The 19,901-nt window shown below is 68.2% G+C and carries 17 protein-coding genes; 10 read left to right on the top strand and 7 right to left on the bottom strand.

What is annotated here, in order from left to right; all coding sequences use genetic code 11:
• Positions 1 to 7 precede the first annotated feature (7 nt).
• The 4 genes from ABQ137_RS14720 to def form a co-directional block, all read right to left on the bottom strand.
• Entirely contained in the window at positions 8 to 1,729 is a 1,722-nt protein-coding gene (locus ABQ137_RS14720) for an ArnT family glycosyltransferase (RefSeq protein WP_184433164.1), read from the bottom strand.
• Between the two features lie 48 nt (positions 1,730 to 1,777).
• The gene (gene rsmB, locus ABQ137_RS14715) at positions 1,778 to 3,088 is read right to left on the bottom strand and encodes a 16S rRNA (cytosine(967)-C(5))-methyltransferase RsmB (RefSeq protein WP_039525008.1); all 1,311 of its coding nucleotides are present in this window, start codon (positions 3,086 to 3,088) and stop codon (positions 1,778 to 1,780) included.
• Positions 3,088 to 4,011 (bottom strand): methionyl-tRNA formyltransferase, encoded by a 924-nt coding sequence (gene fmt, locus ABQ137_RS14710; protein ID WP_047124865.1) that lies wholly within the window; start codon positions 4,009 to 4,011, stop codon positions 3,088 to 3,090. Before fmt ends, rsmB begins: the two co-directional genes overlap by 1 nt.
• 306 nt (positions 4,012 to 4,317) lie before the next feature.
• On the bottom strand, positions 4,318 to 4,830 hold the full coding sequence (def, locus tag ABQ137_RS14705) for a peptide deformylase (protein WP_184519301.1): 513 nt from the start codon (positions 4,828 to 4,830) through the stop codon (positions 4,318 to 4,320).
• 131 nt (positions 4,831 to 4,961) lie between these two features.
• On the opposite strand from def, the gene ABQ137_RS14700 reads away from it, so the two are divergent.
• The 9 genes from ABQ137_RS14700 (at position 4,962) to ABQ137_RS14660 (ending at position 14,632) form a co-directional block, all read left to right on the top strand.
• Complete coding sequence (locus tag ABQ137_RS14700; RefSeq protein ID WP_104575567.1) at positions 4,962 to 6,098, top strand: LysM peptidoglycan-binding domain-containing protein; 1,137 nt, start codon at positions 4,962 to 4,964, stop codon at positions 6,096 to 6,098.
• A 71-nt stretch (positions 6,099 to 6,169) separates the two neighbouring features.
• Positions 6,170 to 7,306, top strand: a complete 1,137-nt coding sequence (dprA, locus tag ABQ137_RS14695) for a DNA-processing protein DprA (protein ID WP_024938527.1) — start codon at positions 6,170 to 6,172, stop codon at positions 7,304 to 7,306.
• A 43-nt stretch (positions 7,307 to 7,349) separates the two neighbouring features.
• Positions 7,350 to 7,823: a DUF494 family protein gene (locus ABQ137_RS14690; RefSeq protein WP_003484452.1), complete on the top strand. Its 474-nt coding sequence runs from the start codon at positions 7,350 to 7,352 to the stop codon at positions 7,821 to 7,823.
• A gap of 37 nt (positions 7,824 to 7,860) precedes the next feature.
• Positions 7,861 to 8,595: a pilin gene (locus ABQ137_RS14685; RefSeq protein ID WP_102256967.1), complete on the top strand. Its 735-nt coding sequence runs from the start codon at positions 7,861 to 7,863 to the stop codon at positions 8,593 to 8,595.
• Between the two features lie 27 nt (positions 8,596 to 8,622).
• On the top strand, positions 8,623 to 9,855 hold the full coding sequence (locus ABQ137_RS14680; RefSeq protein ID WP_184519298.1) for an RDD family protein: 1,233 nt from the start codon (positions 8,623 to 8,625) through the stop codon (positions 9,853 to 9,855).
• Positions 9,856 to 10,037: 182 nt separating this feature from the next.
• Entirely contained in the window at positions 10,038 to 12,536 is a 2,499-nt protein-coding gene (locus tag ABQ137_RS14675) for a DNA topoisomerase I (protein ID WP_349783054.1), read from the top strand.
• A gap of 9 nt (positions 12,537 to 12,545) precedes the next feature.
• Positions 12,546 to 13,106, top strand: coding sequence for an L-threonylcarbamoyladenylate synthase type 1 TsaC (tsaC, locus tag ABQ137_RS14670; protein ID WP_349783052.1), 561 nt, complete (start codon positions 12,546 to 12,548; stop codon positions 13,104 to 13,106).
• 90 nt (positions 13,107 to 13,196) lie between these two features.
• Positions 13,197 to 13,967, top strand: a complete 771-nt coding sequence (locus tag ABQ137_RS14665; RefSeq protein WP_349783050.1) for a DUF4124 domain-containing protein — start codon at positions 13,197 to 13,199, stop codon at positions 13,965 to 13,967.
• A complete protein-coding gene (locus ABQ137_RS14660) occupies positions 13,964 to 14,632 on the top strand; it encodes a DUF4124 domain-containing protein (protein WP_102256971.1) in 669 nt (222 codons plus the stop codon). Before ABQ137_RS14665 ends, ABQ137_RS14660 begins: the two co-directional genes overlap by 4 nt.
• A 277-nt stretch (positions 14,633 to 14,909) precedes the next feature.
• Here ABQ137_RS14660 and ABQ137_RS14655 read toward each other — a convergent pair whose 3' ends face one another.
• Positions 14,910 to 15,686 (bottom strand): SDR family oxidoreductase, encoded by a 777-nt coding sequence (locus tag ABQ137_RS14655; RefSeq protein ID WP_024938534.1) that lies wholly within the window; start codon positions 15,684 to 15,686, stop codon positions 14,910 to 14,912.
• Between the two features lie 106 nt (positions 15,687 to 15,792).
• Here ABQ137_RS14655 and ABQ137_RS14650 point away from each other — a divergent pair, with 106 nt between their 5' ends.
• On the top strand, positions 15,793 to 16,008 hold the full coding sequence (locus ABQ137_RS14650) for a hypothetical protein (protein WP_016903674.1): 216 nt from the start codon (positions 15,793 to 15,795) through the stop codon (positions 16,006 to 16,008).
• 277 nt (positions 16,009 to 16,285) lie between these two features.
• Here ABQ137_RS14650 and sppA read toward each other — a convergent pair whose 3' ends face one another.
• Complete coding sequence (gene sppA, locus ABQ137_RS14645; protein ID WP_349783047.1) at positions 16,286 to 18,187, bottom strand: signal peptide peptidase SppA; 1,902 nt, start codon at positions 18,185 to 18,187, stop codon at positions 16,286 to 16,288.
• 84 nt (positions 18,188 to 18,271) lie between these two features.
• Positions 18,272 to 19,648 carry an MATE family efflux transporter gene (locus tag ABQ137_RS14640; protein WP_054591083.1) on the bottom strand — a complete coding sequence of 459 codons (1,377 nt, stop codon included), beginning with the start codon at positions 19,646 to 19,648 and terminating at the stop codon, positions 18,272 to 18,274.
• Positions 19,649 to 19,901: the final 253 nt, after the last annotated feature.

The following is a 19,901-nucleotide window of genomic DNA, read 5'->3' as shown; positions in this document are numbered from 1 at the left end:
TGCCGGCTCATTCGGTGTCCAGGTTGCCCTGCTCCTGCGCTTCCACTGCCCGCTGCTCGGAGCTCGCCACGCAGCTGCCGTGCACGGCATCGGCCGGCACCAGCCACCAGCGACGGCGGTTGGCCACCCCCACCATCTGGCTGCGGCTGCGGTCCACGCAGGCCAGCAGCGCGGTCTCCTGCGCCATCAGCCAACGTCGATCGGGACGCTCTGCCTGCCAGGCCACCGCGCGCTGCAGCTGTTGTTCCCACGGCACCTTGAAGCCGAAGGTCTGCGCGGGGCGGTCGGCCATCAGCAGGTTCTGCTCTTTCCAGGCCACCAGCCCGAGCTGCGCGTCCGGGCCGATCCGGCGCCCGGCCTCGCGCATCACCGCGCCCGCCGAACTGGAGTCGTTGAAGATCGGATAGCAGACCAGGCCGAACGCCACCCACCACGCGCCCAGCAGCGATGCAGCGGCAAACGCGGAGCGGCGCACCCGCAGCAGCAACAGGCTGGCCACGCCCCACAGACCGACTGCCAGCAGCAGCCAGCCGAGCGGGTCGGTGGCCTCGCTGCCGACCCCGCGGCTGTCCATGATCTTCTGCTCGAAGCCCGGGTGCCCGATCAGCATCGCCGCGCCGCCGGCAGCGAAGGCCACCGTCAGCAGCAGCACGAATCCGAACAGCAGCCGCTGCACCCCGGCGCGGCGCAGCAGGCCTGCCGCCAGCGGCGCCAGCGCCAGGCAGAACATCGGCAGCGCCGGCAGGATGTACACATCGCGCTTGCCGCTGGGAATAGTGAAGAACACCAGCACCAGCAGCCACCAGGCCAGCGGCAACAGATAGCGCGCATCGCGTCGCTTGAGCCGGCGCCACCAGGCCGGGATCGCCCAGGGCAGCACCAGGATGGTCGGCAGCCACATCGTGGCCATGCCCTTGAAGTGGTACCAGACCGGCTGCGCGTGATCCCAGGAATTGGCGTAACGCTTGGCGGTCTGGCGCAGCAGGATGTCGTTGAGATAGACGCGGTACTCGGGCTGGCCGGCGGTCAGCGCGGTCACCATCATCGGCACGAACCACAGCAGGATCGCGACGAAGAAGAACAGCGGCCCCAGCCAGAAACGCCGATCGCGCACATGCACGCGCACGCCCGGCCAGCCGCGCGCCGCCGCAATGCCGGCCGGGATCAGCATCAGCAGGGCGATGATGCCGACGCCCTTGGTAATCACACCCAGCCCGGCGGCAAACCAGCCCAGCGTCCACCAGCGCCAGGCCGGCCCCAGCAGCAGATGGCGCAGCAACCCGTAATTGGCCAGGGTGATCCAGAACACCACCAGCGGATCGATCTGCGCCTTCTTGGCCTGGAAGGTGAAGTGCAGCGTGAACAACAGCATCCACGCCGCATACGCGCCCACGCGCCGGGTCCACAGGCGCCGCCCCAGGTCGTACACGCAGGCCAGCGTGCCCAGCGCCGCCAGCAGCGACGGCAGCAGGAACGCCACCCGCCAGTTGCCCAGCAGCGTGTAGAACAGCGCCTGCAGCCACATCAGCATCGGCGGCTTGTCCGAGTACAGCTCGTTGCCGCGATGCGGGAACAGCCAGTCGCCGCTCATCACCATCTGCTTGGCGACCAGTGCAAACCGCGGCTCGTCCGACGGCCAGGGGTCGCGCAGTCCCAGGCCGGCACCGATCACCAGAACGGCGGTGATGGCCAGCAGCCAGAAATCCTTGGAAGCACGAGTCTTGAGCATGACGGGCGGCAGTGGATGCACAGGTGGAGCGCCGGGATCGGCGCGCGGTCAGGACGCTTTTAGCAAAAGCGCGTAGAAAAAACCGTCGCAGTGCTGCTCGCCGGGAAAACGCTGGCGTCCGGCACCGGCCGCATGACCGAATTGCGCGCCCAGCGGCTGCGCCTGTGCATCGGCAGTGCGTTGCAGGAATGCCTGCACCTGCGCCTGGTTCTCGCGCGCCAGCAGGGAACAGGTGGTGTAGAGCAACTGCCCGCCCGGGCGCAGCGTGCGCCAGGTGGCATCGAGCAGACGCGCCTGCAACGCGCACAAGGCGTCGATATCGTCGGCACGGCGATGCAGCAGCACGTCGGGCTGACGGCGCACCACGCCGGTGGCCGAACACGGCGCATCCAGCAGCACGGCATCGAACGGCTGGCCGTCCCACCATGCGGCGGTATCGGCTGCGTCAGCGGTGTGCAAGGTCACCTGCGCGGCCGGCACGGTGCGCTGCAAGGTCTGCTGCACCCGCTCCAGCCGGCGCGCATCCACATCCAGTGCGGTGAGCTGCAGGCCAGGATGACGTTCCAGCAGATGCGCGGCCTTGCCGCCGGGCGCCGCGCAGGCATCGAGCACGCGTGCCGACGGCGCCAGCGCCAGCGCATCGGCAACCTGCTGGGCAGAGCCGTCCTGCACCGAGACATCGCCGTCGGCAAAACCCGGCAACTGGCTCACCGGCACCGCCCCGTGCAGACGCACCGCATCCGGCAACAGCGCATCCGTGTCCGCGCCGATGCCCAGCGCGGCCAGCCGGGCGACATAGCCGGCCGGGTCGATCCGCGCGCGCTGCACGCGCAGCCACATCGGCGCCATCTGTGCGCTGGCCACGAAGATGCGTTCGGCCTGCTCGCCCCAATCGGCGCGCAGTTGCTTGCGCAACCAGGACGGCCAGCCCGCATCGGCGGACACCGCCGGAAACCCCTCGCGCTGGGCGCGCCGCAGGATCGCGTTGACCATGCCAGCCTGCCGCGGCCGGCCCAGCGCGCGGCACGCGTCCACGGTGGCCGACAAGGCCGCATGCGCGGGCAGCTGCAGCACGTCGAGCTGGGCGAAGCCGGCCATCAGCAGCGCTTTCAGTTCCGCATCGCGCGGCGGCAACGGGCGTTCCAGCCACTGCCGCAATGCCACGTCATAGGCCGGGCGGCGGCGCAGCACCGCAAAGCAGATCGCCTCCACCAGCGCGCGGTCGCGTGGATCATCAAGACCGGGCAAGGTCGCGGCCAGTTCGGCCTTGAGCGAGCGGCCCTGGTCGAACACCGCCGTCAGCACCCGTGCTGCGGCCAGACGCGAGCCGACGCCGGCGGTTGCGGTCTCTGCCGACATCAGCGCAGCGCCGGCAGGTCGCGGCGCGCGTTGAGGTAGTCGGCAGCGGTGATCGCCTTGCCGCCCTCGCGCTGCAGCACGCGCACCCGCAGCGCGCCCTGCCCGCAGGCGATGTCGATGCCCTGCTTGCTGGCGGCGAGCAGGGTGCCCGGCGCCTGCTGATGGGCCAGCTCCAGCGCCACCGCACCATGCAGGCGCACGCGCTCGCCGGCCAGGACCGCCTCGGCCACCGGCCATGGATTGAACGCGCGTACCCGCCGCGCCAGCTCCTGCGCCGGCTGGGTCCAGTCCAGCCGCGCCTGCGTCTTGTCCAGCTTGTGCGCATAGGTCACGCCTTCGGCCGGCTGCGGCTGCGCCACCGGGCGGATGCCGGCACGCAGCAGGCCCAGGCCATCGGCCAGCACCTGCGCGCCCAGCGCGGCCAGGCGATCGTGCAGCTGCCCGCCGGTTTCCTGCTCGCCGATGGCCAGCCGCTGCGACAGCAGCACCGGGCCGGTATCCAGCCCGGCTTCCATCTGCATCAGGCAGACGCCGGTTTCGGTATCGCCGGCCTCGATCGCGCGCTGGATCGGCGCGGCGCCACGCCAGCGCGGCAACAACGAGGCATGCACGTTCCAGCAGCCATGGGTCGGCGCGGCCAGCACCGCCTTGGGCAGGATCAGGCCGTAGGCCACCACCACCATCAGATCGGCATTGAGCGCGCGCAGCGCGGCCAGTGCCTCCGGCGAGCGCAGCGTCTGCGGCTGGAAGACCGGGATGCCGCGCGCAATCGCCTCCAGCTTGACCGGCGACGGCGTCAACCCGCGGCCACGGCCGGCCGGCCGATCCGGCTGGGTGTAGACCGCCACCACTTCATGCCGCTGCGCGGCTGCGCGCAACGAGGCGACGGCAAAATCCGGCGTACCGGCGAATACGATTCTCATAGGGCGGGGATTCGGGAGTGGGGATTTGGGAGTGGCAGTAGCGGCGGCGGGGAATGGGGATTCGGGCATCGGGATTCGCAGCAGGGGCTTGGGCAACAGCGCAATGGCTGGCCAATCCCATATCCCAGGTCTCGACGTGTCGCCCCATCCGTGTACGCGGAGCGCGCGCAGCGACGGCCTGCGCCATCGCTTCAATCACGCGCGATAGCGCCGCGCCCGGCGATTGGGATGGGGACCAACGGATCCGGCAAGCAGCCAGAAAACCCGCTTCACCAATCCCCAATCCCGACTCCCCAATCCCTGCCCTCAGGCCACATGCTTACGCTGCTTGGCCAGTTTCTTGCGCACCATTTCGCGCTTGAGCGGCGACAGGTAATCGACGAACAACTTGCCGTCCAGATGGTCCATCTCGTGCTGGATGCACACCGCCAGCAGGCCGTCGGTGCTCAGTTCCTGCGCCTTGCCCTGGCGGTCGAGATAGCGCACGGTGATCGCATCGGCGCGGGCGACGTCGGCATAGATGCCCGGTACCGACAGGCAACCTTCCTGGTAGACCTGCTCGCCCTGCCTGCTCACGATCTCCGGGTTGATGAACACCTGCGGGAGCATCTTCTCCTCGCTGACGTCGATCACCATGAAACGCTTGTGCACGTCCACCTGACTGGCGGCCAGGCCGATGCCGGGCGCCTCGTACATGGTCTGGAACATGTCGTCGAGCAGGGTCTGGAATGCCGGGCTGGTGAGCTCGGCAGCGTCGACCGGCACGGCCTTGGTGCGCAGCCGCGGATCGGGGAATTCGAGAATAGGGAGCAAAGCCATGGGATTACCCGTCTGGGAACACCGGCGCTGCGCCGGCAAGACGCTGTCATTCTAGCGCAATGCTTGCGTGACGCCCCGGTTTCTGGACTATAGTGCGCAGACCTGTTGGGGAATCAGGCAAGAAGGCACTCATGTTGAACCGACTTCGTACGGTCGTCGCTGCGGCGATGCTGACCGTCGCGACCTACGCTGCCGCGCAAGCGGTGGGCGAGCATCCAGAGACTTACGTGGTCCGCAAGGGCGATACCCTGTGGGACATCGCTGGACGTTTCCTGCAAAAACCCTGGTTGTGGCCGGAAATCTGGCAGGCCAACCCGCAGATCCAGAATCCGCACCTGATCTATCCCGGTGACGTGATCAGCCTGGCCTACCTGGATCGCGTCGCCAAGGGCACCGTCCAGCCCGGTCCGCGCCAGGAAGCGCCGATCAATGCGATTCCGCTTGCCGATGTCGAGCCGTTCCTGAAGAACCTGCGGGTCACCGACGACTTCGACCAGCTGCCGTACGTGGTGGGCCTGGAAGGCGGCCGCACGCGCGCCACTACCGGCCAGGTGGCCTATGTGGTCGGCCTGGACGATGCACAGCCGGGCCAGCGTTTTGCGGTGGTGCGCCCGACGGTGAAGTTCAGCCTGCCCAAGCACAACGAAGACCTCGATGCGGCCGGCAACATCACCGCAGGCGCCGGCAACATCTGGAAGAACTACATCGCGCCGAGCACGCGCCGCGAGTTCCTCGGCTACGAACTGGCACAGGTCAACGTCGGCACCATCACGCGCAGCGCGGCGGGCGGCAACTCCAAGGCGGCCACCCTGCTGCTGCAGGACAGCGGCCGCGAAGTACGCGCCGGCGATCGCATCGTCGCCGTCGAGGCGCAGCCCTACGACCTGCAGTTCATCCCGCATCCGCCGTCGGAACAGGCCCTGCAGACCGAATTGCGGGTACTGGCCATCTCCGATGCCTTCACCGTCGGCGGCACCCGCGACGTGATTGCCATCTCCGGCGGTGCCCGCGAAGGCATCAACAACGGCACGGTGTTCTCGATCTGGCGCAAGGGCCGCACGGTCAGCGACCGCGTCAAGCACTCGCGCTTCTCGCGGACCGACGACGACTTCAGCGGCCCGGCCGGCTCCACCGTCGGCCTGCCCGACGAATACGCCTCGCACGCGATGGTGTTCCGCACCTTCGACAAGGTCAGCTATGCGCTGGTGATGGAAAGCGTCAAACCGACCGGCCTGGGCTACTTCGTCAAGCATCCCGACGCGCAGTAAGCGAAAATTCCGATGCGGTAATACGACGGCGCCTGAGGGCGCCGTCGGCGTTTGCGGTTCAGGCTGGACGCATGGCCCTCCCCACTTCCGACCTGCGCGCGCTCCTGACCCTGCTCCTGGCGGGCGGCCGCAGCCCGCCGCGCCATGCGCTGCTGGACTGCTTCGCCAGCCCGGCCGAGCTACTGGCGGCCGGGCCCGAGGCCTGGCTTGCCGCCGGCTGCGACGAGTTGCAGGCGGCCCGGCTGCAGACCCCCGATGCGCGCGCGCTGGACGCCGCCCTGCAGTGGTGCGAGCAGCCCGGCCATCACCTGATCGGCCTGAACGATCCCGACTACCCCGCCCTGCTGCGCCACATCGTCAATCCGCCGCTGGCCCTGTTCGTGGACGGCGACCCGAACGCGCTCTGGCACCCGGGCGTGGCCGTGGTCGGCAGCCGCTCCGCCACCGCCGGCGGCCGCGACCACACCCGCGCGTTCGCCTCCGGCCTGGCCGGCGCCGGGTTGGCCATCGTCAGTGGCATGGCCGCCGGCGTGGACGCGATCGCGCACGAGGCCGCGCTTGGTCGTGCCGGGGCCATCACCGTGGCGGTGGTGGGCACCGGCGCGGATGTGGCCTATCCGGCAAATCACCACTCCCTGCGCGATCGCATCGCCGCGCGTGGCGCGGTGGTCAGCGAATACCTGCCCGGCACCGGGCCGGTTGCGGGGCACTTCCCGGCCCGCAACCGGATCATCGCCGGGCTGGCGCTGGGCACCCTGGTGGTGGAAGCGGCCATGCGCTCGGGCGCGCTGATCACCGCGCGGCTGGCGGCGGAGGCCGGGCGCGAGGTGTTCGCCCTGCCCGGCTCGCTGCACAATCCGCTCGCGCGGGGCTGCCATCACCTGATCCGGCAGGGCGCCACCCTGGCCCAGGAGCCGGCCCAGGTCATCGACGGCCTGCGCCTGCTGTCGGGCGAACTGGCAAGCGCCTTGCGCCAGCGCCTGGCCGCCCCCACTGATCAGGCCAGGACACCGCCGCAAGCCGGCCCGGCGCGCCCGGATCCGGACTACCAGCGCTTGTGGCAGGCGCTGGGCCATGACCCAACCCCTATGGATTCCCTGGTCGAACGCACCGGATTGACGGCCGCCGCGCTGTCCTCCATGCTGCTCATCATGGAACTGGAGGGAGACGTGGTCACCGAGCACGGTCGCTATACCCGCAATCCCTAGTTTCTTCACCTCCACAGCGTCGCGCGACGCAGGCCGAGGGGCAATGAAAGAGAGCATTCTTGATGTACTGCTGTACCTGTTCGAACATTATTTCAGCGAAGATGCGGACCTGGTCCGCGACCGTGACTCGCTTCAGAATGGCCTGATCCAGGCCGGTTTCAGCCCCGCAGAAATCAGCAAAGCCTTCGATTGGCTGGACGCGCTCTCCGAGCAGCGGCCAAGCGTGGCGCGCCCGCATGTCGATGGACCGGTACGCATCTACCACGGCCCGGAGCTGGACAAGCTCGATGTGGACTGCCGTGGATTCCTGCTGTTCCTGGAGCAACACCGCATCCTCGACGCCGACCAGCGCGAGCTGGTGCTGGATCGCGCCATGGCGCTGGACCAGGACGAACTGGACCTGGACGACCTCAAATGGGTGGTCTTGATGGTGTTGTTCAACCAGCCGGGTGCCGAAGCGGCCTACGCCTGGATGGAAACGCAGATGTTCCTGGACGAGCCTGAACCCGTACACTGAGGCGGAAGCCGCAACGGACGCGTGCGAGGGGACGGCAATGAGTAGTTGGTATTACGCCGAGGGCAACCGCCACCGGCGTGGCCCGGTGGCCGACGAGGCCTTGCTGGCGCTGTATCGCGATCACGCGATTGCACTGGACACCCTGGTCTGGCGCGAAGGATTTGCCCGATGGGTGCCGCTGTCTGCGTGCGCCGACGAGCTTGGGCCACCGATTTCCACCGATCTGCGCGCCGCAGCGCTGCCGCCGCCCCTGCCGTCGGTTCCGCCAGCGGTTGTTCACAACGCAGCCGCCAGTGCACCCTCTTCGTCAGCACATCGCCTGCCCGGCAACGGGCCGGGGTGGCCGCTGGCGTTGGTGCTGGGCGCGGTGGTGGGCATGTTCGTGCTGGTGGCGATGATCGGCATCCTGGCGGCGATCGCGCTGCCGGCGTACCAGGACTACACCACGCGTACCAAGGTCGCCCAGGCGATCGCGGCGCTGACGCCCCTGAAGCCGCAGATCACCGAATTTCTCGCGCAGCAAGGCCGTTGCCCGGTCAACGGCGACGCCGGCTTTCTCGCGCCCGAGCAGTATGCAAACGATGTCCTGAGCAGCGTGCGGATCGGCCGTTTCGACACCACCAACTGCGGAGTCGAGGCGCTGCTGCATGCGCCGAAAATGACCAAAATCGACGGCAAGGCGCTGTGGCTGGATTTCGACGCGGACGCCGGCAGCTGGCAGTGCAGCTCCGAGATCGACGACAACCAACTTCCGCCGGACTGCCGCGGCTAGTCAATCGCTCTACGCAAGGGGACTTCAATGACGCAGTGGTATTACGCCGACGCACAACGCGAGCGCCAGGGGCCGGTGGACACGGACACGCTTCGCGCGCGCCTGTCGGAAGGCCTGATCGATGCATCCAGCCTGGTCTGGCGCGAAGGCTTTCCGCAGTGGGTGGCACTTGGCGAGGTCATGGCCGAGCTGGGGATCGACAGCGCCGTTCCAGCGCCCGCCGCGCCGAGCGTCGGAGATGTGCCGGTGAACGTTGCGCACAGTGAGCCGCAGGCGACGGTTCACCCGACCAGCGTCGCGGTGGATCACACGCCTGCCGCAGATGCGCCGTTTGCCGGCCCGGCAGCAGACGCTGCGCTCGGGCGGTCCGACTCCGGCCTTGCCGATCACCCTCCCGTAGCCGACCACCTGCAGCGTCCGCCGAGCGGGCAGGCTGCGCTGACAGATCCAGCGGCGTGGCCCACGACGCCGGCAGACCCTGCGGCAACCCCGGCGGCATCGAGCCCGCTCCTGACCGACACCTCCCACGCGCCTGCAACACCCGCGCATGCCGTGTCGCAACCACCGGCCGGCGCGCCGCTTCCAAGCGCCTGGGATTCCGCCGCCGCGCCCGCGGCAAGCGTCGCATTGCACGATGCCCCGGTCGTCTACGCCGGCCTGTGGCGGCGCGTGGCCGCCAGCATCCTGGACAGCCTGATCACCAGCTTTGCGGTGTACCTGATCGTGATCCCGCTGGTGTTCGTCGTGGCGCTGGCGACCAGCCGGGGTGATTCCGGCTCGGCGCTGGACGACGGCAGCGCGCTCAGCATCGCCATCCTGGTGATGTCCTACGGCATCGGCCTGGCGATCCCGACGCTGTATTTCGCCTGGATGCAGTCCAGCCGGCACCAGGCCAGCCTGGGCAAGCTCGCCTGCGGCATCAAGCTGGTGCGCGCCGACAGCAACGGCGGCCGGGTCGGTTTCTGGCGCAATGTGCTGCGCTACCTGGCCTACATGCTGATCAGCGTGCTCACCCTGGGCATCGGCGTGGTCGTGGCCGCGTTCATGGCCGGCATGACCGCGCGCAAGCAGGCTCCGCACGACAAGGTCTGCGACACCCTGGTGGTGGACCGCTGGGCGTTTACGGATCACCCGGAGCGCCAATCCAGGGGTCTGGACACGGTCACCATCGTGGTGCTGGCCATTTATGCGGTGATGCTGGTGATCTCGGTAGTGGTGGTGGGCTTCATGCTGGCCGCCATCGGAATGAGCCAGAGCTAGCAGTTGGCAGCCCTGGCCGCTTGACACGGCGGCGTCCGCCGTGATCTTTCTAATAAGAGAACTGAACGCCCGGGCTCGTTTCCCGGGCGTTGACCTGTGGGAAACGGTCGATCTGCTTCCCTCCACCGGCCAATTAGGCCACGCTACCCGCCCCCCGGGCCCTGCCCAAAGAATTCGCCACCATGCCCAAGCACCTGCTCATCGTCGAATCGCCTGCCAAGGCCAAGACGATCAATAAATACCTCGGCAAGGACTTCACCGTCCTGGCCTCGTATGGGCACGTGCGCGATCTCGTCCCCAAGGAAGGCGCGGTCGATCCGGACAACGGCTTCGCAATGCGCTACGACCTGATCGAGAAGAACGAGAAGCATGTCGAAGCCATTGCACGCGCGGCCAAGAGCGCCGACGACATCTATCTGGCGACCGACCCGGACCGCGAGGGCGAGGCGATCAGCTGGCACATTGCCGAGATCCTGAAAGAGCGCGGGCTGCTCAAGGACAAGACGATGCAGCGGGTGGTGTTCACCGAGATCACCCCGCGCGCGATCAAGGAAGCCATGCTCAAGCCGCGCGCGATCGCGGCCGATCTGGTCGATGCGCAGCAGGCCCGTCGCGCGCTCGACTATCTGGTCGGCTTCAACCTGTCGCCGGTGCTGTGGCGCAAGGTGCAGCGCGGGCTGTCGGCCGGCCGGGTGCAGTCGCCGGCGCTGCGCATGATCGTCGAGCGCGAGGAAGAGATCGAAGCCTTCATCGCGCGCGAGTACTGGTCCATCGATGCGCATTGCCGGCATCCGTCGCAGCCGTTCAATGCGCGCCTGATCAAGCTGGACGGGCAGAAGTTCGAGCAGTTCACCGTCACCGATGGCGATACCGCCGAAGCGGCGCGGCTGCGCATCCAGCAGGCCGCGCAAGGCGTGCTGCATGTCACCGATGTGGCCAGCAAGGAGCGCAAGCGTCGCCCTGCCCCGCCGTTCACCACCTCCACGCTGCAGCAGGAAGCCTCGCGCAAGCTCGGCTTCACCACCCGCAAGACCATGCAGGTGGCGCAGAAGTTGTACGAAGGCGTGGCGCTGGGCGACGAAGGCTCGGTCGGTCTGATCAGCTATATGCGTACCGACTCGGTGAACCTGTCGCAGGACGCCTTGTCGGAAATCCGCGATGTGATCGCGCGCGATTTCGGCACCGCCTCGTTGCCGGACCAGCCCAACGCCTACACCACCAAATCCAAGAACGCGCAGGAAGCGCATGAGGCGGTACGTCCGACCTCGGCGCTGCGCACCCCGGCGCAGGTGGCGCGCTTTTTGTCCGACGACGAGCGCCGCCTGTACGAATTGATCTGGCGTCGCGCCGTGGCCTGCCAGATGATTCCGGCCACGCTCAACACCGTCAGCGTCGATCTGTCGGCCGGCAGCGAGCACGTTTTCCGCGCCAGCGGCACCACCGTGGTGGTGCCCGGCTTCCTGGCGGTCTACGAGGAAGGCAAGGACACCAAGAGCAGCGAGGATGAGGACGAAGGCCGCAAGCTGCCGCTGATGAAGGCCGGCGACAACATCCCGCTGGACCGCATCGTCACCGACCAGCATTTCACCCAGCCGCCGCCGCGCTTCACCGAAGCGGCGTTGGTCAAGGCACTGGAGGAATACGGCATCGGCCGGCCGTCCACCTACGCCTCGATCATCCAGACCCTGCAGTTCCGCAAGTACGTGGAAATGGAAGGCCGCAGCTTCCGCCCCACCGACGTGGGCCGCGCGGTGTCCAAGTTCCTGTCCGGGCATTTCACCCGTTACGTGGATTACGACTTCACCGCCAAGCTCGAAGACGACCTGGATGCGGTCTCGCGTGGCGAGGAAGAGTGGATCCCGCTGATGGAGAAGTTCTGGGGCCCGTTCAAGGAACTGGTTGAGGACAAGAAGGATTCGCTGGACAAGACCGACGCCGGCAGCGTGCGCGTGTTGGGCACCGACCCGGTCAGCGGCAAGGAAGTCAGCGCGCGCATCGGCCGGTTCGGCCCGATGGTGCAGATCGGCACCGTCGAAGACGAGGAAAAGCCGACCTTCGCCTCGCTGCGGCCGGGCCAGAGCATTTACTCGATCTCCATCGAAGACGCATTGGAGCTGTTCAAGATGCCGCGCGCGCTGGGCCAGGACAAGGACCAGGACGTCAGCGTCGGTATCGGCCGCTTCGGCCCGTTCGCACGCCGCGGCAGCGTCTATGCCTCGCTGAAGAAGGAAGACGACCCGTACACCATCGATCTGGAGCGCGCGGTGTTCCTGATCGAGGAGAAGGAAGAGATCGCGCGCAACCGCGTGATCAAGGACTTCGAAGGCAGCGACATCCAGGTGCTCAACGGCCGCTTCGGCCCGTACATCAGCGATGGCAAGCTCAATGGCAAGATCCCCAAAGATCGCGAGCCGGCGTCGCTGACGTTCGAGGAAGTGCAGCAGCTGCTGGCCGACACCGGCAAGCCAGTGCGCAAGGGCTTCGGCGCCAAGAAGGCCACGCTCAAGAAGAACGCGGTGAAGGATTCGGCCAAGGAGGCCAAGGACGCCGCAGCCAAGAAGACCGCGGTAAAGAAAACCGCCACCAAGACCGCGGCGAAGAAGGCGCCGGCCAAGAAGGTCGCTGCCAAGAAGGCCACCAAGCGCGTGGTCAAGAAGACCGTGAGCAAGGCCGCAAGCTAAGGCCGCCACATGCACACGCTCAGCCTGGACAGCGCCGTCGCCACCCTGACCCGGGGCGGCGTGATCGCCTATCCCACCGAAGCGGTGTGGGGACTGGGCTGCGACCCGCGCCAGCAGGCCGCCGTGCTGCGGCTGCTGGAGATCAAACGCCGCCCGGTCGACAAGGGCGTGATCGTGGTGGCCGCCAGCGTGGATGTGCTGCACGACTGGGTGGATCTGGACGCGCTGGCGCCGGCCCGCAGGCAGGAGGTGCTGGCCAGCTGGCCCGGCCCGCATACCTGGATCCTGCCGGTCACCGCCCAGGCGCCGCGCTGGGTCACCGGCGCGCATGACGGGCTGGCGGTGCGCATCAGCGCACACCCGCTGGTCGCCGCGCTCTGTGCGGCCTGGGGCGGCCCGTTGGTGTCCACCAGCGCCAACTTAGCCGGCGAACCGCCCGCGCGCAGCCGACAGGCGCTGGACCCGGCCCTGCTGGCCAGCATCGACGGGGTGACGGATGGCGAGGTGGGCGCATTGGCGCAACCGACCCAGATCCGCGACGCCCGCAGCGGACAGATCCTGCGCGACTGAGCAGCCGCCACGCGCCGCCTGTCGGCGCGCTTGGCCATGAACACCGCCTGCCCCTTTGCCCACAGCCGGGTAGACGCGCACACTGCGGCCATGCGTACCGTCCTGACCCTTCTGTTGCTGGCCACCGCGCTGCCTGCGTCGGCGGCCAGTACCGCCAGCAAACCGGATCCGAATGTACGGATCTACCGCTGCGTCAGCAGCACCGGCACCGTCGCCTTGCAGGATGCGCCATGCAGCAGCGGCCGCCAGCAGGTGCTGGACCTGCAGCGCCCGCAGGATCCGCCGCAGCGCGCCGTTGCCGCCCCGGCCGCCGTCGCGACGCAGCCACCGCGCGAGGTGCGCATCGTCACCGTGCAGCCGCCACAGCCGATGTACGAGTGCACCACCGAAGACGGCAACCGCTATACCAGCGACAGCCCGGAAGGCAATCCGCGCTGGGTGCCGACCTGGGGCCCGGCCTATGTGGGCAACGGCATTGCCCCGCCGGTCAGCGGCGGCGGCATCCAGCGCCCGCCGATTTCGGTCCGCCCACGCCCGGCGATGTCGGTGCAGGGAAGCGCCGGTCGCGGTGGAAGCCTGCGCGGCAGCGCAAGCTTCGGCGACGGCGGGTATCAGGGCGGTTATCAGGGCGGCTACAACGGCGGCGGCTACGGCGGCACGGTGATCGTGCCGTACGGCAACGTGCAGATCCGCGACGAATGCCATGCCCTGCCCGAACAGGAAGTCTGCGCGCGCCTGGCCGACCGTCGCTGGGAACTGATCCGTCGCTACAACAATGCCCTGCAGAGCGAGCGCCAGGATCTCAGCCGCGAACAGCGCGGCATCGACGCGCGCCTGCAGCGCGATTGCGGCGGCGCATGAGGCGCTGGCCGTGGGCGGCATTGCTGGCGTGTGCCTCGGTGGCCGGCGCACAGGAAGTGGCGATCTACCGGTGCACCGACTCCAGCGGCGCGCTCACCGTGCAGAACATGCCGTGCCCGAAAGGCATGCAGCAGCAGAAGAAACTGATGACGGCACCGGCCGCGGTGCCGTTGACGGCGGGCGGGTTCGGCACGGCATCGCCTGCGCGTAGCACGCCCGCTGCGCAGCCCCCCACCATGCCCAAGACCGATGTGCCCGCCGCCGCACCGGCTGCGGCGCCGGCACCGGTGGCATCGACACCACCTGCAACGACCTCCACCTCCACGCTGCCACCGCCGCCCTTGTTCGAATGCACCGCGCACGACAACGGGCGCTATTTCACCGAAGACCGCGAGCCGGCCACACGCTGCCTGCCGATGCAGACCACCAACCTGGCGGGCGGGCCGGCAACCGGCGGCGGCAGCGCCTGCGAAGTGGTCACCGACCGCTGCGCACCGGTGCCGGACCAGAGCCTGTGCGAGGCCTGGCGCCAGCGTGCCGAGCAGGCCGAATCGACCTGGCACTTCTCCGACGAGGCGCAAGCGGCCGAGCGCAAGCAGCGCTATTTGCAGATGCGTCGGGTGCTGGACGAAAGCCGCTGCGCGAATCCGTCCGCCACGCCGTGATGCTGCAGCCGGCGTGGCAGCGCATGCCAGCCAGTGTGCCGGCGCTGTGTTTGCCGGGCTGATTCTTTCGAGCCACTGCAACCGTTAGCGATCACCGGATGACCTGCGCGGTGCAGCGAGCCGCATGCGAGCAACCCCGCCGCACCGTCGCCTGCGTTGCGAGCAGACGCAGCGGACGAACACTGCAGGCGCAGGCGCAGCGACGGGGCGGCGCATGCCTGCGCAGCTTCCGATGTCATGCACAGACACTGTCCGCGTGACCACGCACGCAGGCGTGTCAGAACCCGTAGCGCAGGAAGCCGCCATCCACTGCGATGCATTCGCCGGTGATGTAACTGGCGGCCGGCAGGCACAGGAAACCGACGGCGGCGGCCACTTCTTCCGGTTCGCCGATGCGGCGCATCGGGGTGCGCTCGATGACCTGCTCGTAGTAATCCGGATCCGACAACGGCCCGGAGGTGCGACGGGTGCGGATGTACCACGGCGCCACCGCGTTGACGCGGATGCCGTCCTCGGCCCATTCCACCGCCAGGTTGCGCGTCATCTGCTGCAGCGCGGCCTTGGTCATACCGTACGGCGCGCCGCTGCGCACATGGGTGATGCCGGAGACGCTGCCGACGTTGACGATTGCCGACGCCGCGTGGCGGGTCAGCAACGGGTGCGCATAACGCGACAACTCGAAAGCGGCGAACACATTGGTTTCGAAGATGCCGCGCCACTGGTCTTCGGTGTAATCGATCGCCGCGCGGGTGATGTTGCCGCCGGCATTGTTGATCAGCAGGTGCAGGCCATCGGCATGATCTTCCACCCAATCCAGAATCGCGCGCCGCTCTTCGTCGTCGGCCACATCGGCGGCCAGCCCATGCAGCTCGCGCTCGGGAAATTCCTCGGCCAACTCGTCACGCGCCTGCGCCAGCGCATCGGCATCGCGCGCCACCATCAGCAGATCCGCGCCGAAGGCCAGCAATTCGCGCGCGATGGCAAAGCCAATGCCGGCGCTGGCGCCGGTGATGAGCGCGGTCTGTCCATCCAGCCGCCAACGGTGGGTTGTCACGTGGGTCATCCTCTTTCAAGACGCAGGAAACGGCCGCAGCAGCGCGCTTGACGCATGCCTGCGGCCCGGGCGTTAGGATACCGCCACCCCGAGCGAGGTCACGACGATGAAACGGCATTGGATTCTTGCGATCAGCCTGACGTTGCTGCTGGGCGCCTGTCAGCGGCCGCAACCTGCGCCCACCGAGCAGAAGCCCGAGCCGCAGGCCACCGCCCTGCGCGACCACATCCAGGAACCGTTGAACAAGGCGCACGCAGTGCAGGCGGCAAGCGATCAGGCCGCAGACGATCAACGCAAGGCGATCGATGCGGCCACGCAGTAACCGAAGCCTGCTGGCTGAAGCACGCGCGTTTTTTGTCGACGCAGCAATTGCGCGTGCGCGCCTGCGATTGAGCGCAAGGCGATCGCTGCATCTGCGCGCACGGCAATCACGCGTGAGGTTGCTCGACCGATGGCTGATTGCCTGTGATCGTGGCGCCCTGCGTTCTGCCATTCTTGCGCTGCTGGCGCGCCCGCATTGCTGCATCGCCTGAGCGCAGATACAACAACGCCGGCACAAGGCCGGCGTTGTCGATCCATCAGGTTGCGGACCTGCCGCGTCAGAAGCCGCAGAAGCAGTACGCCAGCGACTTGACCGGGGTACCGCCCGCCTTGCTGTCGTGCACGGCGTCTTCGACGAAGCGCAACTGCGTGTCCACTTCCGGCAGCGAGCGCGCCAACAGTGCGCGCGCCATGCCCGAGTCGCCCAGCATCCAGGCGCCCATGCGGCTGCCGGCAAATCCGCTCATGAACTGCGAGAACGGCGTCGCCGGCTTTTCCACATAGCGCACGCGGAACTTGCCGCGGCTCAACTTGGCGCGGTCGGCCGCATCGGCCACCGCTTCGGACATGCCGCCGAACGCGTCCACCAGGCCATGCTGCCTGGCCTGCGCACCGCTCCACACGCGGCCGCGTGCGACCTTGTCGATGGCGTCCACCGACTGATGCCGCGCCTGCGCCACCTTGCCGGTGAAGTCGGCGTAGCCCTTGTTGATCACCGCCTGGATCACCTGGCCGGCGGCCGGGTCCAGCGGACGGGTGATGTCGAAGGCGCCGGCAAAGCGCGTGGTGCCCACGCCATCGGTGTGCACGCCGATCTTGTCCAGCGCGCGGGTCAGGTTGGGCACCATGCCGAAGATGCCGATCGAGCCACTGATGGTCGACGGGTCGGCATAGATGCGATCGGCGTTCATGCTGATCCAGTAACCGCCCGAGGCGGCCAGATCGCCCATCGACACCACCACCGGCTTGCCGGCCTGCTTGAGCGCGACCACCTCGCGACGGATCTGCTCGGAAGCGAACACTTCGCCGCCGGGCGAATCCACACGCAGCACCACCGCCTTGACCTCGTCGTCGTCGCGCGCCTGGCGCAGCAACGCGGCGGTGGACTCGCCACCGATGCGGCCGGCCGGCTGCTCGCCACCGCTGATCTCGCCAGCGGCCACCACCACGGCCACCTGCGGACGGCTGTCCATCGGCGAGCGCTGCGCCTGCAGCTGGCTCAGATAATCGTTGAAGCCGATGTTGCGAAAGCCGCTGTCGGCGTCGCTGTCGGCCACGCCGCGCTTGGTCAGCAGCGCATCGACGTCCTCGCGGGTCTTGAGCCCGTCGACCAGCTTCTGCTGCAGCGCGAACTTGGCCAGATCGCCACCGGCGGCGGCCACGCCCTCGGGCAGCGTGTCGATGCCGGCGGTCAGCTGCGCCGGGCTCAGCTTGCGCGCCTTGCCGACATCGGTCAGGTAGCGCTGCCACACGTCGTTCATCCAGAACAGGTCCGCTTCCTTGGCGTCGGCCGAAGCGGCATCGAGAATGTACGGCTCGGCGGCGGACTTGTACTCGCCCACGCGGAACAGATGCACGTCCACGCCGAGCTTGTCCTGCAGGCCCTCGCGGAAATACTGGCGATAACGGCCAAGCCCTTCCAGCAGCACGCTGCCCATCGGGTCGAGATAGACCTCGTTGGCCTGTGCGGCCAGCAGGTACTGGCCCTGGCTCATGCTCTCGCTGAAGGCGACGATCTGCTTGCCAGAGGCGCGCAGCTTCCGCAACGCCGCGGCCACTTCGCGCTGCGAGGCGAAACCGGCGGGCTGAAACTTGTCCAGGTTCAACACCACCCGCTCGATCTTGCGATCCTTGCCGGCCGCCTCGATCACCCGCACCAGGTCGCGCAGCTGCACTTCCTCGGCGCTCTTGTCACCGACCGCCTTGGCCAGCGACCGGCTCACCGGGTCGGCGCTGAACTGCTCGACCAGCGTGCCTTCGGGGTTGATCACCAGGGTGGTGCGCTCGGCCAGCGGCTTGCTGCCGTCGCCACGCGCGATCGCCACCACAAACAGCAGCAGCACCAGGAACAGGAAGCCGAAGAACACCAGGTTGAAGATCAGGCGCCGGGTGAAATTCATCACATCCCACAGGCCGACGAAGAAACTGGCGATGGGACTGCGACGCACGGGGTGGTTCATGGAAAACTCCGTCAAAAGACGCTGCATACAATTCAATGGTGTCCAGCATACCGGCTGCGCGGTGCGCGCGGCATGCGCTGGAAGTCAGGGGGCCGTGCCGGCAGTCAGCCGCCGGCTGGTCTGCCGGAAGCGCAAGCCCATCAGGACCGACGCCACGGTCAGGCCCAGAATCAGGCCGATCCACATGCCTTGCGGTCCCCAGCCCAGCCCCAGGCCGAGCCCGGCGCCGATCGGCATGCCGACACCCCAGTACGAGAACATCGCCAGGAACATCGGCACACGGGTGTCCTTGAGCCCACGCAGCGCGCCGCTGGAAAGCACCTGGATGCCGTCGGGAAACTGGAACGTGGCGGCAAACAGCAGCAGCACCGAAGCCAGCGCGGCCACCGCCACATCGTCGGTATAGACGCTCACGATTGCATCGTGGCCCAGCAACAGCACGCTGGCCGACAGCGCCTGGGTGCCCAGCACGATGGCGTAACCGGCCCAGGCCGCACGCCGCATGCCGAGCGGATCGCCGCGCCCGACCGCATGCCCGACCCGCACGGTGGTCGCCTCGGCCACGCCCATCGGAATCATGAAACACAGCTGCGCGACGTTGATCGCGATCTGGTGCGCGGCCGCTTCGGTGGAGCCGAGCCGGCCAATCAGCAAGGCAGTGACGATGAACAGGCCGCCCTCCATCAGCACGGTGATGCCGATCGGCAGACCGGTGCGCAACAGATCACCGATCGCACGCCAGCGCGGGCCTTCGAAATGGGCGAACAACTGCAGGTGCGCAAACCGGCGCGAGCGCCACAGATACAGCGCAAACACGCTGGCCTGCACCCACATGGTGACCGCCGAGGCCATGCCCAGGCCCTGCGCACCGTGCTCGGCAAAGCCGAACTTGCCATAGGTCAGCGCATAACCCAGCGGCGCCAGCACCAGCAGGCCGCCAAAGCCCAGCAGCATGGTCGGCAGGGTCCAGTGCATGCCCTCGCTGAGATAGCGCATGCAGAAGTAGAACGTCAGCGCCGGCCCGCCCCAGCGCACCGCGTGCAGGAAGTCGGTCGCGCCCGGCACGATGTCCGGCGCAATCCCGAAGGTGGGCAACAGCGGCGGCACCGCACTGAGGAACGCGAACATCACCGCGCCCAGTCCCAGCGACAGCCACAGGGCCTGGCGGAACAGCGGGCCAATCTCGCGCTCGCGGCCGGCACCGCGCAGCTGCGAGACCGAGGCGGTCAACGAGATCAGCGTGCCGATCGGCACCAGCATCGGCAGCCACAGCAGCGAGGTGCCGATGGTGACCGCCGCCAGCGTGGCGGTGCCGTGGTGACCGGCGATGACGTTATCGACAAATCCGATCAGGCCGGTGGAGACGTGACCGAGTACCAGCGGCAATGCGAGCAGGCCGGTGGTGCGCACTTCCGCGCCGAAACGCGGCGTCGCGGAGGTGGGTACAGGAGAGACAGACATGACAACCGATCGCTGCGCGGACTACGGCCGTGCCGGGAGGCGCTGGCACCGGGTCGCGTGGGGCCGCTATCTTACCCGCACTTGCGACACGGGCAGCGGCAAGGCGCAAGCGGGAGATGCGCGGCGGCGAGCGGCCGGCGTGGCTGGTCAGCGGAACGGGATGCCCGGGCTTCAGCGCGGTCCGTGTCCTTCGTGACGGTCGCCGCTTGGCGCGCATCGCCGAAGGTGGCAGCCCCGCAGGCTCTCGGCTCGG

The organism is Xanthomonas sp. WHRI 8393, from assembly GCF_040203315.1.
Lineage (GTDB): Bacteria > Pseudomonadota > Gammaproteobacteria > Xanthomonadales > Xanthomonadaceae > Xanthomonas > Xanthomonas arboricola.
Note: the sequence above shows the minus strand (reverse complement) of the source record. Positions and strands in the feature narration are given on the sequence as shown.

Bases quoted from the DNA above. Each gene is read 5' to 3' on its own strand.
- ABQ137_RS14720 (WP_184433164.1), bottom strand. From the start codon at position 1,729: ATGCTCAAGACTCGTGCTTCCAAGGATTTCTGGCTGCTGGCCATCACC.
- rsmB (WP_039525008.1), bottom strand. From the start codon at position 3,088: ATGTCGGCAGAGACCGCAACCGCCGGCGTCGGCTCGCGTCTGGCCGCA.
- fmt (WP_047124865.1), bottom strand. From the start codon at position 4,011: ATGAGAATCGTATTCGCCGGTACGCCGGATTTTGCCGTCGCCTCGTTG.
- def (WP_184519301.1), bottom strand. From the start codon at position 4,830: ATGGCTTTGCTCCCTATTCTCGAATTCCCCGATCCGCGGCTGCGCACC.
- ABQ137_RS14700 (WP_104575567.1), top strand. From the start codon at position 4,962: ATGTTGAACCGACTTCGTACGGTCGTCGCTGCGGCGATGCTGACCGTC.
- dprA (WP_024938527.1), top strand. From the start codon at position 6,170: ATGGCCCTCCCCACTTCCGACCTGCGCGCGCTCCTGACCCTGCTCCTG.
- ABQ137_RS14690 (WP_003484452.1), top strand. From the start codon at position 7,350: ATGAAAGAGAGCATTCTTGATGTACTGCTGTACCTGTTCGAACATTAT.
- ABQ137_RS14685 (WP_102256967.1), top strand. From the start codon at position 7,861: ATGAGTAGTTGGTATTACGCCGAGGGCAACCGCCACCGGCGTGGCCCG.
- ABQ137_RS14680 (WP_184519298.1), top strand. From the start codon at position 8,623: ATGACGCAGTGGTATTACGCCGACGCACAACGCGAGCGCCAGGGGCCG.
- ABQ137_RS14675 (WP_349783054.1), top strand. From the start codon at position 10,038: ATGCCCAAGCACCTGCTCATCGTCGAATCGCCTGCCAAGGCCAAGACG.
- tsaC (WP_349783052.1), top strand. From the start codon at position 12,546: ATGCACACGCTCAGCCTGGACAGCGCCGTCGCCACCCTGACCCGGGGC.
- ABQ137_RS14665 (WP_349783050.1), top strand. From the start codon at position 13,197: ATGCGTACCGTCCTGACCCTTCTGTTGCTGGCCACCGCGCTGCCTGCG.
- ABQ137_RS14660 (WP_102256971.1), top strand. From the start codon at position 13,964: ATGAGGCGCTGGCCGTGGGCGGCATTGCTGGCGTGTGCCTCGGTGGCC.
- ABQ137_RS14650 (WP_016903674.1), top strand. From the start codon at position 15,793: ATGAAACGGCATTGGATTCTTGCGATCAGCCTGACGTTGCTGCTGGGC.
- sppA (WP_349783047.1), bottom strand. From the start codon at position 18,187: ATGAACCACCCCGTGCGTCGCAGTCCCATCGCCAGTTTCTTCGTCGGC.
- ABQ137_RS14640 (WP_054591083.1), bottom strand. From the start codon at position 19,648: ATGTCTGTCTCTCCTGTACCCACCTCCGCGACGCCGCGTTTCGGCGCG.